At 62.7% G+C, this 16,072-nt stretch carries 16 protein-coding genes; 6 read left to right on the forward strand and 10 right to left on the reverse strand.

Annotated elements, in window-relative coordinates; genetic code table 11:
- Nucleotides 1-78: 78 nt before the first annotated feature.
- On the reverse strand, nucleotides 79-636 hold the full coding sequence (locus GTP27_RS06175) for a cob(I)yrinic acid a,c-diamide adenosyltransferase (protein ID WP_161038311.1): 558 nt from the start codon (nucleotides 634-636) through the stop codon (nucleotides 79-81).
- 134 nt (nucleotides 637-770) lie between these two features.
- On the opposite strand from GTP27_RS06175, the gene GTP27_RS06180 reads away from it, so the two are divergent.
- From GTP27_RS06180 to glcF, 3 genes are read left to right on the forward strand one after another with little or no spacing between them, the layout of a single operon-like run.
- Nucleotides 771-2,279: an FAD-linked oxidase C-terminal domain-containing protein gene (locus tag GTP27_RS06180; protein WP_161038312.1), complete on the forward strand. Its 1,509-nt coding sequence runs from the start codon at nucleotides 771-773 to the stop codon at nucleotides 2,277-2,279.
- Nucleotides 2,280-2,291: 12 nt separating this feature from the next.
- The gene (glcE, locus tag GTP27_RS06185) at nucleotides 2,292-3,383 is read left to right on the forward strand and encodes a glycolate oxidase subunit GlcE (protein ID WP_371865889.1); all 1,092 of its coding nucleotides are present in this window, start codon (nucleotides 2,292-2,294) and stop codon (nucleotides 3,381-3,383) included.
- 7 nt (nucleotides 3,384-3,390) lie between these two features.
- A complete protein-coding gene (gene glcF, locus GTP27_RS06190; protein ID WP_161038313.1) occupies nucleotides 3,391-4,611 on the forward strand; it encodes a glycolate oxidase subunit GlcF in 1,221 nt (406 codons plus the stop codon).
- On the opposite strand, the gene GTP27_RS06195 is transcribed toward glcF, so the two are convergent.
- The 4 genes from GTP27_RS06195 to GTP27_RS06210 are packed head-to-tail and all read right to left on the reverse strand — an operon-like array spanning nucleotide 4,608 to nucleotide 9,882.
- Nucleotides 4,608-7,163, reverse strand: coding sequence for an EAL domain-containing protein (locus GTP27_RS06195; protein WP_229633464.1), 2,556 nt, complete (start codon nucleotides 7,161-7,163; stop codon nucleotides 4,608-4,610). The genes glcF and GTP27_RS06195 overlap by 4 nt on opposite strands.
- Nucleotides 7,164-7,198: 35 nt before the next feature.
- A complete protein-coding gene (locus tag GTP27_RS06200; RefSeq protein ID WP_161038314.1) occupies nucleotides 7,199-7,684 on the reverse strand; it encodes a glutathione peroxidase in 486 nt (161 codons plus the stop codon).
- Nucleotides 7,684-8,820: a PilT/PilU family type 4a pilus ATPase gene (locus GTP27_RS06205; RefSeq protein ID WP_161038315.1), complete on the reverse strand. Its 1,137-nt coding sequence runs from the start codon at nucleotides 8,818-8,820 to the stop codon at nucleotides 7,684-7,686. Before GTP27_RS06205 ends, GTP27_RS06200 begins: the two co-directional genes overlap by 1 nt.
- An 18-nt stretch (nucleotides 8,821-8,838) precedes the next feature.
- Complete coding sequence (locus tag GTP27_RS06210) at nucleotides 8,839-9,882, reverse strand: type IV pilus twitching motility protein PilT (RefSeq protein ID WP_161038316.1); 1,044 nt, start codon at nucleotides 9,880-9,882, stop codon at nucleotides 8,839-8,841.
- Between the two features lie 73 nt (nucleotides 9,883-9,955).
- Here GTP27_RS06210 and GTP27_RS06215 point away from each other — a divergent pair, with 73 nt between their 5' ends.
- The gene (locus GTP27_RS06215) at nucleotides 9,956-10,660 is read left to right on the forward strand and encodes a YggS family pyridoxal phosphate-dependent enzyme (RefSeq protein ID WP_161038317.1); all 705 of its coding nucleotides are present in this window, start codon (nucleotides 9,956-9,958) and stop codon (nucleotides 10,658-10,660) included.
- Nucleotides 10,661-10,671: 11 nt separating this feature from the next.
- On the forward strand, nucleotides 10,672-11,502 hold the full coding sequence (proC, locus tag GTP27_RS06220) for a pyrroline-5-carboxylate reductase (RefSeq protein ID WP_161038318.1): 831 nt from the start codon (nucleotides 10,672-10,674) through the stop codon (nucleotides 11,500-11,502).
- A gap of 17 nt (nucleotides 11,503-11,519) precedes the next feature.
- Here the strand turns inward: proC and GTP27_RS06225 are convergent, their stop codons facing one another.
- Together GTP27_RS06225 and GTP27_RS06230 are read right to left on the reverse strand one after the other, a co-directional pair.
- Nucleotides 11,520-12,677: an SO2930 family diheme c-type cytochrome gene (locus GTP27_RS06225; RefSeq protein ID WP_229633506.1), complete on the reverse strand. Its 1,158-nt coding sequence runs from the start codon at nucleotides 12,675-12,677 to the stop codon at nucleotides 11,520-11,522.
- Complete coding sequence (locus GTP27_RS06230; protein WP_161038319.1) at nucleotides 12,677-13,936, reverse strand: parallel beta-helix domain-containing protein; 1,260 nt, start codon at nucleotides 13,934-13,936, stop codon at nucleotides 12,677-12,679. The genes GTP27_RS06225 and GTP27_RS06230 overlap by 1 nt, the downstream gene beginning before the upstream one ends.
- Nucleotides 13,937-14,098: 162 nt before the next feature.
- Here GTP27_RS06230 and GTP27_RS06235 point away from each other — a divergent pair, with 162 nt between their 5' ends.
- Nucleotides 14,099-14,398, forward strand: a complete 300-nt coding sequence (locus GTP27_RS06235) for a high-potential iron-sulfur protein (RefSeq protein WP_161038320.1) — start codon at nucleotides 14,099-14,101, stop codon at nucleotides 14,396-14,398.
- Between the two features lie 18 nt (nucleotides 14,399-14,416).
- Here GTP27_RS06235 and GTP27_RS06240 read toward each other — a convergent pair whose 3' ends face one another.
- From GTP27_RS06240 to ubiA, 3 genes are all read right to left on the reverse strand, one after another.
- The gene (locus GTP27_RS06240) at nucleotides 14,417-14,563 is read right to left on the reverse strand and encodes a hypothetical protein (protein WP_161038321.1); all 147 of its coding nucleotides are present in this window, start codon (nucleotides 14,561-14,563) and stop codon (nucleotides 14,417-14,419) included.
- A 117-nt stretch (nucleotides 14,564-14,680) separates the two neighbouring features.
- Nucleotides 14,681-15,061 carry an ElaB/YgaM/YqjD family protein gene (locus GTP27_RS06245; protein WP_161038322.1) on the reverse strand — a complete coding sequence of 127 codons (381 nt, stop codon included), beginning with the start codon at nucleotides 15,059-15,061 and terminating at the stop codon, nucleotides 14,681-14,683.
- A gap of 110 nt (nucleotides 15,062-15,171) precedes the next feature.
- Complete coding sequence (gene ubiA, locus GTP27_RS06250; protein ID WP_161038323.1) at nucleotides 15,172-16,026, reverse strand: 4-hydroxybenzoate octaprenyltransferase; 855 nt, start codon at nucleotides 16,024-16,026, stop codon at nucleotides 15,172-15,174.
- Nucleotides 16,027-16,072 lie beyond the last annotated feature (46 nt).

A 16,072-nucleotide genomic window follows, 5' to 3' on the forward strand; every position in this document is an offset into this window, starting at 1 on the left:
CAGTGGGCGCGCAGCAGAAATCTGGCAGGGCAGGCGAACGCGAGTTCTTCCTGCCCTTTGTTTTGGTTAGGCGCGGGATCAGGCTTTGCGGCGGCGTTCGTGCTGCCACAGCACGTCGCTGCCGCCGGCATGGCGGTTCAGCACGCGGGCCAGCACAAACAGCAGGTCGGACAGGCGGTTGACGTACTGGCGCGGATGCTCGTGAATGGTCTCGGCCTTGCCCAGCGTGACGATGGCGCGTTCGGCGCGGCGGCACACGGTGCGGCAGACGTGGGCCTGCGAGGCCGCGCGCGAACCGGCTGGCAGGATGAATTCCGTCAGCGCGGGCAGGGTGGCGTTGTACTTGGCCAGATGGTCATCGAGCCGTAGCACGTGGTCTTCGGTAATCATCTGGTAGCCGGGGATGCACAGCTCGCCGCCCAGATCGAACAGATCGTGCTGGATGGTGACCAGTTCATCGCGCAGCTGGTCCGGCATGTCTTCGCACAGCAGCAGGCCCAGATGGGAATTGAGTTCGTCGACTTCGCCGATGGCCTGTATGCGCACGCTGTCCTTGTCGGTGCGGCTGCCGTCGCCCAGGCCTGTGGTGCCGCCGTCGCCCGTGCGGGTGGCGATTTTCGAAAGTCGGTTACCCATGTGATTTCCTTGTGTTGGAGGTTAGCGCCCGAAGAATACAACAGTTTGCGCTTGTATTTCACCGGCAGGCCAGATTGTATCCACGTTTGTGCTTACAATTCTGTTCTGATCCCGTGCTTTCAGGTGCCCGCTCCATGAACACAGCCACTACAGTCACTTCGGCGCCGGCCTCGCCGGCAGTACTCTCCGCCCGCCGCGTCCAGCTGGCCGCAGCTCTGCAGCAAGTGCTGCCGCCCAGTGCCATTCTGTCCGATCCCGAAGATACCCGCCCTTACGAGTGCGACGGTCTGGCGGCCTACCGCCAGATGCCGCTGATCGTGGTGCTGCCTGATAGCGAGGCGCAGATCGTGGCGGTGCTCAAGCTGTGTAAGGAATTGCAGGTGCCCATCGTGCCGCGCGGCGCTGGCACCGGCCTGTCCGGCGGCGCCATGCCGATCGCTGATGGCGTGGTGCTGTCCACCGCGCGGCTGAACCGCATATTGCGCATGGATGCGTATTCGCGTACCGCCGTCGTGCAGCCCGGTGTGCGCAATCTGGCTATCTCCGATGCGGCGGCCCAGCATGGCCTGTATTACGCGCCTGATCCGTCGTCGCAGATCGCCTGCACCATAGGCGGCAATGTGGCCGAGAACTCGGGCGGGGTGCACTGCCTGAAGTACGGCCTGACCGTGCATAACGTGCTGCGCGTGCGCATGGTGACGATAGACGGCGATGTGGTGGAACTGGGCAGCGAAGCGCTCGACGCGGCGGGGCTGGACCTGCTGTCGGTGTTTATCGGCTCGGAAGGCATGCTCGGTATCGTCACCGAAGTGACGGTCAAGCTGGTGCCCAAGCCGGCCTGCGCGCGCGTCATCATGGCCTCGTTTAATGAAGTGGTGGCCGGTTGTAATGCGGTGGCGGCGCTGATCGCGGCGGGCATCATCCCGGCCGGTCTGGAAATGATGGACCAGACGTCCTCGCGCATGGTGGAGCCTTTTGTCCATGCCGGCTACGATACCGAGGCCGCAGCAATTCTTCTTTGCGAAGCCGATGGCACAGCCGAGGAAGTAGAAGAAGAAATCGCCCGCATGTCGGCGGTACTGCAGCAGGCGGGTGCCAGCGCGATTGCCGTGTCGCAGTCGGAAGCGGAGCGCATGAAGTTCTGGTCGGGCCGCAAGAACGCCTTCCCTGCGGCGGGACGGATATCGCCCGATTACTACTGCATGGACGGCACCATTCCGCGCAAGCGTCTGGGGCAGGTACTGGAGGGCATCGCGCAGATGGAAGTGAAGTACGGCCTGCGCTGCGCCAATGTATTCCATGCGGGCGACGGCAATCTGCATCCGCTGATACTGTTCAATGCCAACATCCCCGATGAATTCGAGCGGGCCGAAGCCTTTGGCGCCGAGATACTGGCGCTGTGCGTGGAAGTAGGCGGCACCATCACGGGCGAGCATGGCGTAGGCATAGAGAAGATCAATTCCATGTGCGCCCAGTTCGCACCGGCCGAGCTGGAAGCCTTCTTTGGCGTCAAGCATGCGTTTGATCCGGCACGGCTGCTGAATCCGGACAAAGCCATTCCTACGCTGAACCGCTGCGCGGAATTCGGCAAGATGCGTGTCAGCGGCGGCAAGCTGCCGTTTGCCTATCTGCCGCGTTTCTGAGGAGTCGGGGCGATGATGACCATAGCGAATATGCCAAGCAAGGACTACGCTGCCATTGCCGCGCAATTTGGCGAGCGTATCCGCGCGGCCAGTGCTGCCGGCACGCCGCTCTGCCTGCGCGGCGGCGGTACCAAGGACTGGTATGGCCAGCCGCCGCAAGGCGAAGTACTCGACACCCGCGCCTACGCCGGCGTTGTGTCCTATGAACCGACCGAACTGGTGATTACCGTGCGCTGCGGTACACCGCTGGCCGAGATCGAAGCGCTGCTGGCCGAACACCAGCAGATGCTCGCCTTCGAGCCGCCCCGTTTTGGCGCCGATTCCACCATAGGCGGCGTGGTCGCCAGTGCGCTGTCCGGTCCGCGCCGTGCCAGTGCAGGCGCCGTGCGTGATTTCGTGCTGGGCGCCGTGCTGATGGACGGGCAGGGCACCATGCTGCGTTTCGGCGGGCAGGTAATGAAAAACGTGGCAGGCTATGACGTATCGCGCCTGCTGGCCGGTTCGCTCGGCACGCTGGGGCTGATACTCGAAGTCTCGCTCAAGGTGCTGCCGCTGCCATTATGCGAAACCAGTCTGCGCTTCGAGCTGAGCGAAATCGATGCGCTGCGCCGCCTCAACGAATGGGCCGGCCAGCCTTTGCCTATTTCGGCCAGCTGCTGGCATCAGGGTGTGCTGGCGGTGCGCCTGTCGGGCGCACGGGCGGCTGTGGCGGCAGCACAGCAGCGCATGGGCGGCGCACCGCTCGAACATGCCGACGCCTACTGGGCCTCGCTGCGCGATCAGACTCACCCGCACTTTAGCGGCGGCTGCCTGTGGCGATTGTCGCTGCCATCGGCGGCCAGTGCCGTGATTCTGGGCGGCGAGCAGCTGATCGAATGGGGCGGCGCGCAGCGCTGGCTCAGAATGGCTGCGGTGGATGCGGCGCAGGCAGAGACGATACGCCGCACGGTGGCCGCTGCGGGCGGCCATGCCACGCTGTACCGCAGCGCGCATAAGCCTGTCGGCGTATTCCATCCGCTCGCCGCGCCGCTGATGCGCATCCACGAACGGCTGAAAGCATCGTTCGATGCCGCCGGTATCTTCAACCCCGGCCGCATGTACTGAGAGCGCCATGCAGACTAATCTTGCTGACTTCATCCGCAATACCCGCGAAGGCGAAGAGGCCGATGCCATTCTGCGCGCCTGCGTGCATTGCGGCTTCTGCACAGCCACCTGTCCCACCTATCAGTTGCTGGGTGATGAACTGGACGGCCCGCGCGGCCGCATCTACCTGATCAAGCAGGTGCTGGAGGGGGCACCGGTCACGGCTAAAACCCAGCAGCATCTGGACCGCTGCCTGACCTGCCGCAACTGTGAAACCACCTGTCCGTCCGGCGTGAAATACAGCCGTCTGGTCGATATCGGCCGCAAGGTGGTGGAGCAGCGCGTACAGCGGCCTTTCATGGAGCGCATGAAGCGCTTGCTGGTGCGCGAAGGTGTCTCCCGCAAAGCGGTGTTCGGCGCAGCGCTGGCGGTGGGGCGACTGGCCAAGCCGCTGCTATCGCCTGCCATGCAGGACAAGCTGCCGGCACGCCAGCATCCCGGCCAGTGGCCCACGCGCAGTCATGCCCGCAAGATGCTGGTGCTCGATGGTTGTGCGCAGCCAGCCATGGCGCCCAATATCAATGCGGCTTCGGCGCGTGTGCTCGATGCCCTGGGCGTGCAGCTGCTGGTGGCGCCGCGCGCCGGCTGCTGCGGCGCCTTGCGTCACCACCTTAACGAGCATGACGCAGCGCTCGATGATATGCGGCGCAATGTCGATGCATGGTGGCCCATGCTGCAGGATGGTTCGGTCGAGGCTATCGTGATGACGGCGTCCGGTTGCGGCGCCACCGTCAAGGATTACGGCCATCTGCTGGCGCACGATGCAGCTTATGCCGCCAAGGCGCAGCAGGTGGCCGCCGCCACGCACGACCTGAGCGAAGTGCTGGCGGAGTTTGAAACCGAACTGGCTGTGCGTACCCGCCTGAACCAACGGGTGGCCTACCATCCGCCGTGCACGCTGCAGCACGGCCAGCAGATTCGCGGCAAGGTAGAAGCGATACTGCGTGCGGTCGGGGTGGATGTGGTGCTGTGCGCAGATAGCCACCTGTGCTGCGGCTCGGCAGGCAGTTATTCGCTGCTGCAGCCAGAGCTATCGCGCCAGCTGCGTGACCGCAAGCTGGCCCATCTCGCTGATACGGGCGCCAGCACCATCGTCTCGGCCAATGTAGGCTGCAGCGCGCATCTGCAGACTGGCACCGAGACGCCCGTCATGCACTGGATAGAACTGCTGGACCGGGCGCTGAACTAGCTTTGCTGCAAGGCCGGAATCTGGCCCGTACCCAGTACATGGATTTGCTCGTGGTGCAGGTTGACGATGGGCGGCAGTTGCGCGGCAGCCTGCCACACGGCGGCGCTGCCGAAATTGTCCACCCACGGCTGCACTTCGCCCGCCGGCATGGGGCGCGCAATGCCGTAGCCCTGCACCAGATCGCAGCCCAGCCGCATCAGCATGGCGCCATGTTCTATCGTTTCCACGCCTTCGGCGATCACGCCCAGACCGAAGGAACGGGCCAGTCCGATCACGGCGCTGACCAGATGCAGGTCATCGCGGTCCACCAGCATATTGCGTACAAAGCTCTGGTCTATCTTCAGCACGTCGGCCGGCAGGCGCTTGAGGTAGGACATCGACGAATAGCCGGTGCCGAAGTCATCGAGCGCGAAGCTGATGCCCAGCGCCTGACAGTCGAGCATGATGTTGCGTACATGGGCCATATCGCTGAGCGCCGATGATTCCAGTATTTCCAGCTCCAGCATGTGGGCGGGGACATCGGGGAATTCGGACAGGATAGCCTTCAGCTTGGGCACGAAGTCGGCGCGCTGGAAGTGGCGCGCGGCGATGTTCACGCTGACCACCCACTCGGCATCGAAGCTGCGCCACTGCTGCAGCTGGCGCAGCGCTTCGCGCAGCACCCATTCGCCGATATCGACGATGACATCGCTATGCTCGACGATGGGCAGGAATTCCATCGGGCCGATGATGCCCCGTTCCGGATGTGCCCAGCGCACCAGTGCTTCCATGCCGATGATGCGGCCTTTGCGCATATCGAGCTTGGGCTGGTAGTACAGGCGCAGCTCGCCGGCGCGCACGGCAGCACGCACTTCGGTGCGGCGGTTGTGGTGGGTGCGTACCTGTTCGTCCAGATCGGCGTCGAAGAAGTGGGCGCGGTTACGGCCCGTGATCTTGGCCTGATACAGCGCCTGATCGGCCTGCCGCAGCAGGCTGTCGGCACTGACCTCGCTGCCGCTGTAGAGGGTGACGCCGGCGCTGGCCGACATGCTGACCTGCTGGCCGTTGCACAGATAGGGGCGCGACAGTTCGGCCAGCAGACGTTCGAGTGCCTGTTCGGTAGCAAGGCGGTTATCCAGTTTGGGCAGCAGCATGACGAATTCGTCGCCGCCGAGGCGGGCCACGTAATGGCGCGGACCGGCAAAGTCGTGCAGACGGCTGGCGGCCTGCTTGAGCACTTCGTCGCCGATGTGCTGGCCCAGCGTATCGTTGACCTGCTGGAAGCGGTCCAGATCGAACAGACAGACCGCCAGCGCATAGCTCTCCTCGCGTGCGCGGAACACTTCCTGCTCGAAGCGGGTGGTGAGTGCCGTGCGGTTGGGCAGGCCGGTCAGCAGGTCATGGCTGCTCTGCCACGAAATCTGCTGCATCAGCTGGCGCCGTTCCGTCACGTCGCGGAATACCAGCACGGCGCCCTGTATCTCGTCTTCGGCCGAGCGGATGGCATTGGCCGTGTATTCCACCGTGTAGAGCTGGCCGTTGCGGTTGCGCATACTCTGGTTGCCGACCTTGATCACCGAGCTGCCTGCATAGATGGCGGCCATGGATTTGAGTAGCGAGTGCTGGCCGAAGTTATTCGCCAGTACAAACACCTGATGCAGTTCCATGCCGCACGCACGGTCTTCCTGCCAGCCCGTCAGCTGCTGCGCCATGACGTTGATGCTGGCAATCCGGCCGGACAGGTCGGTGGTGATGACGGCATCGCCGATCGACGCCAGCGTGACTTCGATACGCTCCTTTTCCGTTTGCAGCGATGCCTGTACCTGCAGGGTCTGCGCCAGCTGGGCGCTGAGCTGGCTCTGGCTTTGCTGCAGCTTGTGTACCAGCGACTGCATGCGCTGCGCCATATTGTTGAAGGTGATGGCCAGCGTGCGCGCTTCCAGTGTGCCGGTGACAGGCAGGCGCACGCCGTAGTCGCCATCCTGAAAACGTGCCGTGCCGTCGGTTACGCGGCGCAGCATGCGGGTATTGGCGTAGATGAGCAGGCCGAGCAGGGTGTAGATGATGGTGATATTGCCCGCCGTGATCACGGCCTGCTGGCGCAGCGTGCGCCACACCTGCGTCAGCGGCAGGGTGGGGACGAAGCTCAGTACCAGTTTAGCGTTGCCCAGATCGAGTGTGCGCTGCTGCGGCGTGATGCCGCCCAGGCGGGCAAACCAGAGCGGATATTCTGCCTGGGTGGGCTGGCTGCGCAGCGCTTCCAGATGGCCGCCCGGATAATCAAGGTGGGCGGCAGCCAGATCGGCTTCCAGCAGCATGGCGCTGGCCAGCGTGTTATCGAGTGCAGCGCGGTCGCGTACCTGCAGTGCCGGCAGCAGCGCCTTGTGCATATAGGTGAGCAGGTCGCCCGCGTCGCGCAGGTAGCGCTGCTGGGCATACGCCGTCTCGTTGCCGTACAACATGGAGTAGCGCACACTCAGCGCGATCAGGATGATGATGAAAACCGGGATAAACATGCGGGCGTACATGCCCGTGCGCATCCAGCGCGACTGTATTCTTTCGTACAGCGTCATGGGCGCTGGTTCCCGTCGTGTGCTGGCATGGCGGTCTATTCGGCGAGCAGGGTTTCGATGTCAGCGATCAGTTCTTCCGGTGTGGTGGTGGGGGCATAGCGCTTGTAGACGCGGCCATCTTTACGCACGAGGAATTTGGTGAAGTTCCATTTGATGGCCTGGGTGCCCAGTATGCCGGGCGCGTCCTTCTTGAGCTGCTTGAACAGCGGGTGGGCCTGCTCGCCGTTCACGTCGACCTTGGCGAACAGGGGGAAAGTGACGCCGTAGTTCTTTTCGCAGAAAGCGCCTATCTCGTCGGCCTGTCCCGGCTCCTGCTGACCGAACTGGTTGCAGGGGAAACCGAGCACGCTGACGCCGCGCTCTTTAAACTGCTGGTAGACCGCCTCCAGCCCTTTGTACTGGGGCGTAAAGCCGCACTGGCTGGCAGTGTTGACGATCAGGAGAACCTGACCACGGTATTGTGCAAGGCTGGCGGGCATGCCGCCCAGCGTATCGGCGCTGTAGTCGAAAATTGTGCTCATCAGATTATGCCTAAGTGTTCGGTGCCGGCGCTCAGGTCGCGGTTGCGCGCGGTTTTACTTTCCAGTTTGATGGCGAGGCGCAGATCGTTGACGGAATCCGCATTGCGCAGCGCGTCTTCGTAGCTAATCAGATCGGCTTCGTGCAGGTCGAATAGCGACTGGTCGAAGGTCTGCATGCCCAGTTCGCGCGATTTTTTCATCAGCTCCTTGATGTCGTGGATCTGGCCCTTGAAGATCAGGTCCGAGATCAGCGGCGAATTGAGCAGGATCTCGATGGCCACCACGCGGCCCGCGCCGGATTTGCGCGGAATCAGGCGCTGCGACACCATGCCTTTCAGGTTCAGCGACAGGTCCATCAGCAGCTGCTGACGGCGCTCTTCGGGGAAGAAGTTGATGATGCGGTCCAGTGCCTGATTGGCGCTATTGGCGTGCAGCGTGGCCAGACACAGGTGGCCCGTCTCGGCAAAGGCGATGGCGTGGTCCATGGTTGCACGGTCGCGGATCTCGCCGATCTGGATCACGTCCGGCGCCTGCCGCAAGGAGTTTTTCAGCGCCACTTCCCAGTCTTCCGTATCGACCCCCACTTCGCGCTGGGTGACGATGCAGTTGCGGTGCGGGTGCACGTATTCGACCGGATCTTCGATGGTGATGATGTGGCCGTAGCTATGCTCGTTGCGGTGGCCCACCATGGCCGCCAGCGTGGTCGATTTGCCGGAGCCGGTAGCACCCACCATGATGACGAGGCCGCGCTTGGCCAGCACGATATCTTTCAGCACCGGCGGCAGGCCGAGGTTTTCCAGCTGGGGAATCTCGGTGTTAATCGTGCGCAGCACCATGGCCACGGAACCCATCTGCACCAGCGCCGAAACGCGGAAGCGGCCCAGATCGCCGGGGCTGATAGCGAAGTTGGCTTCCTTGGTCAGTTCGAAGGTGGCGGCCTGCTTGTCGTTCATGATGGAACGGGCCAGATCGGTGGTGTGCGCTGCCGTCAGCGCCTGCGACGACACGGGCGTGAGCTTGCCGTCGATCTTGATGGCGGGCGGGAAGCCGGCTGTGATGAACAGGTCCGAGCCCTGTTTGCTGGTCATCAGGCGCAACAGGTCGAACATGAATTTGGAGGCCTGATCGCGTTCCATGGCGCGTCCTTGTAACGATTAACCGGGGAAGTTGTCGGGTGACTTGGCTGCGCTGCGTGCCGCGGCCGCGCTGATGACGTTACGCCGCACCAGATCGCTGAGGTTCTGGTCCAGCGTCTGCATGCCGACATTGCTGCCGGTCTGGATGGCCGAATACATCTGCGCCACCTTGGCTTCGCGGATCAGGTTGCGGATGGCCGGTGTGGCCACCATGATTTCATGCGCGGCCACGCGGCCGCTGCCATCCTTGGTTTTCAGCAGGGTCTGCGAAATCACTGCCTGCAGCGATTCCGACAGCATGGCGCGCACCATTTCCTTTTCGTCGGCCGGGAATACGTCGACGATACGGTCTATGGTCTTGGCCGCCGACGAGGTGTGCAGAGTGCCGAATACGAGGTGGCCCGTCTCGGCCGCCGACAGAGCCAGCCGGATGGTTTCCAGATCGCGCATCTCGCCGATCAGGATGGCATCGGGGTCTTCCCGCAGGGCCGAGCGCAGCGCGTTATTGAACGACAGCGTGTGCGGGCCCACTTCGCGCTGGTTGATCAGGCATTTCTTCGATTCGTGCACGAATTCGATCGGGTCTTCGATGGTCAGAATGTGGCCATACTCGTTTTCGTTGAGATGGTTGACCATGGCTGCCAGCGTGGTGGATTTGCCGGAGCCGGTAGGCCCCGTCACCAGCACCAGACCGCGCGGCTTGAGCGCAAAGTCGGAAAAGATTTTCGGTGCGTTGAGTTCTTCCAGCGTCAGGATTTTGGAAGGGATGGTGCGCAGTACGGCGGAGGCACCGCGTTCCTGGTTGTAGGCGTTCACCCGGAAACGGGCCAGACCGGGAATCGAGAAGGAGAAATCGCACTCCAGCATTTCCTCGTAGGCCTTGCGCTGGGCATCGTTCATGATGTCATAGATCATGCCGTGCACGTCTTTGTGTTCGAGCGGCGGCAGATTGATGCGGCGCACGTCGCCGTGCACCCGTATCATGGGCGGCAATCCGGCGGACAGGTGCAGGTCCGAGGCTTTGTTCTTGACGGAGAATGCGAGTAGCTCGGTGATGTCCATTTATAATCCCTGTGCCTGACATGGTGAAGCGCCGCTATGACGCTTGCCGGTTTACAACGTTTACCTACTGATTATGTCTCTGATTCCCCACAACTTGCAAGCGATCGCCGCCACTATTGTTGCCGCCGCGCAAGAATCCGGTCGTCCGGCCGCGTCCGTGCAGCTGCTCGCCGTCTCCAAGACCTTTGGCGCCGATGCCGTGCTGGAGGCGGTGGCCGCCGGGCAGCGTGCCTTCGGCGAGAACTATCTGCAGGAGGGCGTGGACAAGATCAGGGCCGTGCAGGAGGCTGGCGCAACGGCACTGGAGTGGCATTTCATCGGCCCTATCCAGAGTAACAAAACGCGCCCCATCGCCGAGCACTTCGACTGGGTGCATACGGTGGAGCGGGAGAAAATCGCCCAGCGCCTGTCGGAGCAGCGTCCGGCCGGGCTGGCACCGCTGCAGATCTGTCTGCAGGTGAATATCAGCGGGGAGGCCAGTAAAAGCGGCGTAACCCCGCAGGAATTATCGGCGCTGGCCCACAAGGTTGCCGCGCTGCCCAATCTGACCTTGCGTGGCCTGATGGCGATCCCTGAGCCGGTCGAGGACTATGCCCAGCAGCGTGCGGCGTTTGCCGCGCTGCGGGCGCTGTACCAACAGTTGCGTGCCGAAGGGCTGGCACTCGATACCCTGTCGATGGGCATGTCAGCCGATCTGCGCGCCGCCATCGTCGAGGGCGCCACCATCGTGCGCGTCGGCAGCGCCATTTTTGGATCACGAAATTATCACAAGGCCTGAGTATGACTAGTATGAAAATCGCATTTATCGGCGGCGGCAATATGGCCTCTGCCCTGATCGCAGGACTGGCTAACAAACTGACGGCTGGCGCGAACATCCATGTGGCCGACCCCAGCGAGCAAGCGCTGGCGCGGCTGCAGCGGCAGTTCGGCGTCACCACGGCGGCGCAGGCCGATGCGGTGGCGGCTGGCGCCGATGTCATCGTGCTGGCGGTGAAGCCGCAGTCCATGCGCGCTGTCGCTGCCCAGTTGCTGCCCTTGTTGCAGGCGCAGCCGGCACGCCAGCCGCTGATCGTGTCGATCGCCGCCGGTATCCGTGGCGCCGATCTGTCGCGCTGGCTGGGCGGTTATGGCGCCATCGTGCGCTGCATGCCGAATACCCCTGCGCTGATCGGCATGGGCATTACCGGCATGGTGGCCACGGCCGGCGTGAGCGCCGCGCAGAAACAGGCGGCTGATGATATTCTGCGCGCCGTCGGTCCTACCGTGTGGCTGGATGACGAAGCCCAGATCGACGCCGTGACGGCAGTCTCCGGCAGCGGTCCCGCCTATGTGTTCTACTTCATCGAAGCGATGCAGCAGGCGGCACAGGAAATGGGCCTGAGCGCCGAACAGGGCCAGCAGCTGGCCATGGCGACCTTTACCGGCGCAGCGCAGCTGGCGCAGCAGTCGGACGAACCGGTTACGCTGCTGCGTGAACGGGTCACGTCCAAAGGCGGCACCACCTATGCTGCGCTGACCAGCATGGAAGCGGCCGGTGTCAAACCGGCGATTATCCGCGCTATGAAGGCCGCCGCCGCACGCGGCAAGGAAATGGGCGACGAGCTGGGCGCGGCCAGCTAAACCAAGCCGGCAAGGCCTCAGCGCTGATCGCAGCCCTGTTTCATGGCGGCGATCCACTCGCGGATCAGTGCCACGCCTTCGCGGTGCACCGATCCGCGGCCCAGCTCCGGCATCATCACCCCCGTTTCGGCGCTGTTCAAGCGGTACACCATGATGGATTCATCCGGCTTGCCCGGATAGATGCCGAACGAGTGTCCGCCCGTACCGGCGCCCGCCGCCACGGGCGGCTTGCACAGACCCAGATGCAGATTGGCCGGTGCCCCCATATTCAGATGCAGCGCGGTGGTATTGGCGGCACCCTTGTCGTTGTGGCAGTGTGCGCAATTGATGTCGAGATAGGCGCGGGCGCGCGCGTCAAGCGGCTGGCTGCTGTCGCGCCAGTTGGCATTGCGCGGTGCGGCCCTGGCCGGATCGTCCGGCAGGCCGCGCAGGTAGCCTATCCTGGCCAAGTAGGCCAGCTGGTTGCTGCTCACACCCTCATGCGTATAGTCGCGGTTCAGGTGGCGCGCTTTCGGGCCTATGGGCTGGAACTGGCGCGATTTGATATCGGCCACATGGCAGGCCGCGCACTGGTTCACGTTCGGCACCACATAGGTGAGCGGTTGGCGGCTCTGGTCATCATGCAGCACTTCGACAGGAATCTGCTCGCCGGTGCGGGCCAGTACGGCGTCGGTCTGTTCGGCGTTCCAGACGTAGGGCAGGGCGATCCAGCCATCGGCGCGGCGCACCAGCAGGCGGGTTTCCATCAGCCGCACTTGGTCCAGAGCTAGCCGGTCGCCGCCATTGCGGCTGCTATCGTAGGTGGCCAGCACGGCTTTGCCGCCGCCGCTTTCCCTGGGATAGTAGAAGGTTTTGCTGATGATGGTACCGACGGGGAAGTTGAATGTGTTCTCGGCGTCGTAAGTGGCGCTTACCCCTTGCGGCATCCAGATGGTGCGCAGCTTCTGCGCGTAGTCGGTAAACAGCGGCGTGTTCAGATCATAGGGCACCACACCCGCATTCAGATTGAGCCGCCCGCCATTCACCGCCATCAGGTGCCAGTCGCTCAGTTTGGGCGGATTCCCCTCCGTGATAAAACTCACCGCAGGTTCGCTGCGCGTGCAGCCGCCCAGCGTTAAGCCTGCAGCTGCCGCCATTGCTAGCGCGATGGCGCCTTGTTTCCACAGGCCCCGCATCACGATTGCGCCGCAAGCTGGGTGATCGTGACAGCCGGCAGTTTGGCCAGTTCGCAGCGGAACGGTGCGCTATCCTTGCTGGGATTTTTGTACTTGTTTGGCCCGTCGGCATTGAGCACTTCGGCGTCGTTCTGGATGCAGATGCGCTGCTCGGCCGGCAGCTGGCCTTTTACCAGCAGTTTGGTGTCGACATAGCCATCCCACAGCACATCGGGCAGGTGGCCGCTCAGGCCATACATGGCGATTTTCAGCGCTTTCAGATCGAGGCCGTCGGGCGAGTCGCCGCCGCCCTTGAAGCGGTTGCCATACACGTAGATGGCCTTGGGATACGGGTCATAGTTGGCGGCGACGCCTTTCTCGGTGAAGTAGCCGGTGGAGTGGTAGCTGGAGATGATGACGTTGGCGGTCTGGTTGTCGCTCACGTCGTTATCGAAGATTTCCACTTTCGAGTTGGAGTTGATGACGATGCCGGAACCGGCCGGCACGCTGGCCACGGCCGTGCCGCGTGCGGCGAAGTTGCCGAGATTGTTCTTGTCTACCTTGTTCTTGAATACGCGCGTGCTATGGCCGGGCTGCGACAGGTTGGGCATATTAAACACCAGTATGCCGCCGGTGTTGTTCGTGGCGACGTTGTCGTACACGTCGGCATTGACGGTGTTTTCGATTTCGATGCCGGCCACATTCTGTTCGGCGCGCGAGCGGCGCACTACCACGCCGTTCGACTGGCCCACGTAGATGCCGGCATCGGAGGCAGCGATCGCCACGCAGTCTTCGATCAGCACGTTGCGGGTTTTGACGGGGTAGATGCCGTAGGCGCCGTTGCTCACTTTGGAACCGCCGGTCCACTGCACTTTGACTTGGCGGATGGTGACGTTGTCGCCATCATTGATTTTCAGGCCATCGCCTTTGGAGTCTTCGATGGTCAGGCCTTCGATGGTGAAGTTGCTGGCGTAGACCAGCATGCCTTCCGGACCGGCCACCTGATCCTTGAAGGAGAGTATGGTTTTGTCCATGCCGGCGCCGCGTATGGTCACGCCGTTGGCGCGCAGGGTGAGGCCGCTGCTCAGGTGGTAGCTGCCGGCAGGAATCTCGATCACGCTGCCCGGTTGGGCATCGAGCAGCTGTTCCTGCAGTTTTTTCTGGAACGCCGCATCGGCGCTGACCTTGTCGGCGCTGGCAGGCGCTTCGGATTTGCTGCAGCCAGCCAATGCAGCAGTGACGGCCCCGCAGATGGCGAGCACGCGTATAGCCTTAACCATATCATCCCCTCGTTGTTGGTTTTGTTTGATATTTAAAGCAATGCCAGCCGAGTATAGAACATGACTAAGGGTCAACGTTGTATCATTTCACCTCGCCCTGTGGCGCCGGTGCGACAGAATGAAACTAGTGTAAGTCTGTATGTAAATCAGCAAGGGGAAGACATGACGAACCGTCGGATATTCATCATGGGCAGCTGCGCCGCCGCGCTGGCCGCTATCAGCACACGCAGCGCGCTGGCCGAAGACCGCCAGCCTTTGCGGGAGGACGAGCCGCAGGCGCGCGAGTTCAGCTATGTGAACGACGCGACCAAGGTTGACCAGAAGAAGTTCCCCGACTTCAAGCCGGGGGATCGCTGCGGCAAATGCCAGATCTACGAGGACGGCCCCAATGACATGGGCGGCTGCCCGCTGTTCCCCAGGCGGCTGGTGGCGGCAGCAGGCTGGTGTACGTCCTTCGGTTAGGGGCTGATGCGGGGAGGATTAGGGGAAGAAGTGCAAGATCATTCCTAAAATATCCACCCCGGTTTTGAACCAGCCCGGAGCCGTATCGGCAGCATAAGCCGGGGCGCAGAAGCTGGCCATGACGGCAATGGCCAGCATCAGTTTCGTGTCAGATTTATTCAGCATTTCTTTTGTCCTTAGTAGGTCATAACATAGCTCTGCCGGCTATGCATGAGCGCAGGCATCAGATGCTTGGTAACAGCAGCGCAGCAATCCTCTCTTAAACGGGGAGATCTCCGGAGCTTATTTGCGGGCAATCAGCAGACCGGCAATGATGCCTAGCGTTGCGCCCAGAGCGACGGATTTCCACGGATTTTCCTGTACATAGGCGCCCGCCGATTGAGCGGCGCTACGCCCCCGCGCCTGCAGGCTTTGCTGCAGTTGTTGCAGGTCTTTGCGGGCCGTGCTCAGCGTTTCCTGAAACTGGGCCTGAGCGGCGCTGGGCGTCGTGCTGCCGCCGGTTTTGCTGTTGTGCTCGCCGTCGTGTTCGCCGTCGTCCTGCTGCAGCCAGCCTTCGGCTGCATCGATGGCGGTTTTCAGTTCGCTCATCAGGCGTTCGCGCGCATTGCTGCTGGCGGCTTTGCTTTGTGCAATATCTTTGCCATTCTGATGGTTGTGTTCCATGCTGTCCTCGCTGTGGTTGGGTGGTGCCTAGCTGCATGCTGCGAATGTAGCCTGCCCGTTGTGGCACCGGCGCGCGTTTGCTTGTGCGCAAGGCGCAGCGCGGCAGGCTGCTAGCGCAGCGCGTAGTCGAGCAGCACGCCGGCGAATACGGCGGCACCCAGCCAGTTGTTGTGGCGGAAGGCGTAGAAACAGGCGTTGCGCTCGCGCGTGCGGATCAGCGTGTAGTGGTAGCCCGCGATGACAGCCGCCACCACGATGCCGCCCAGATAGTACCAGCCCATATCCAGCATCTGGCCGCATACCAGCAGCAGGCCCAGATGGGCGGCGTAGCACAGCATGATGGCAGCCACGTCGTAGCGGCCAAAGGTGATGGCCGAAGTCTTGATGCCTATCTTCAGGTCATCGTCGCGGTCCACCATGGCGTAGGCGGTATCGTAGGCCACGGCCCAGAATACATTGCCCAGCAGGAGCAGCCACGCCACCGGCGGCACGCGGTTCTGGATGGCGGCAAATGCCATCGGCATGCCGAAGCCGAAGGCGATGCCCAGATAGGCCTGCGGGATGGCGAAGAAGCGCTTGAAGTAGGGGTAGCTGGCGGCAATGATCACGGCCGCTACCGACAGCTGCCTGGTCAGCGTGTTCAGCGGCAGGATCAGGCAGAACGATACGATGGCCAGCAAGCCGGCTATGGCCAGCGCTTCCTTGCCGCTGATGCGGCCACTGGTGATGGGCCGCTGGGCCGTGCGTTTCACGTATTTGTCGAAGTCCTGATCGGCGTAATCGTTGATGGCGCAGCCCGCCGAGCGCATCAGCAGGGTACCGAGCGAGAAGATCAGCACCAGCATGGGGTCGGGATGGCCGTTCGAGGCCATCCACAGCGCACACAGGGTAGGCCAGAGCAGCAGTAGCGTGCCTATGGGTTTATCGAGTCGGACCAGACGGTAATACAGTGCCAGCTTGTTCATCGTGTGCGCTACAGGACGGGAAAGTAGCGATTATCGCAAATCCTGA

Origin of the sequence: Duganella qianjiadongensis, assembly GCF_009857915.1 — a bacterium.
Taxonomy (GTDB): Bacteria; Pseudomonadota; Gammaproteobacteria; order Burkholderiales; family Burkholderiaceae_D; genus Rugamonas; species Rugamonas qianjiadongensis.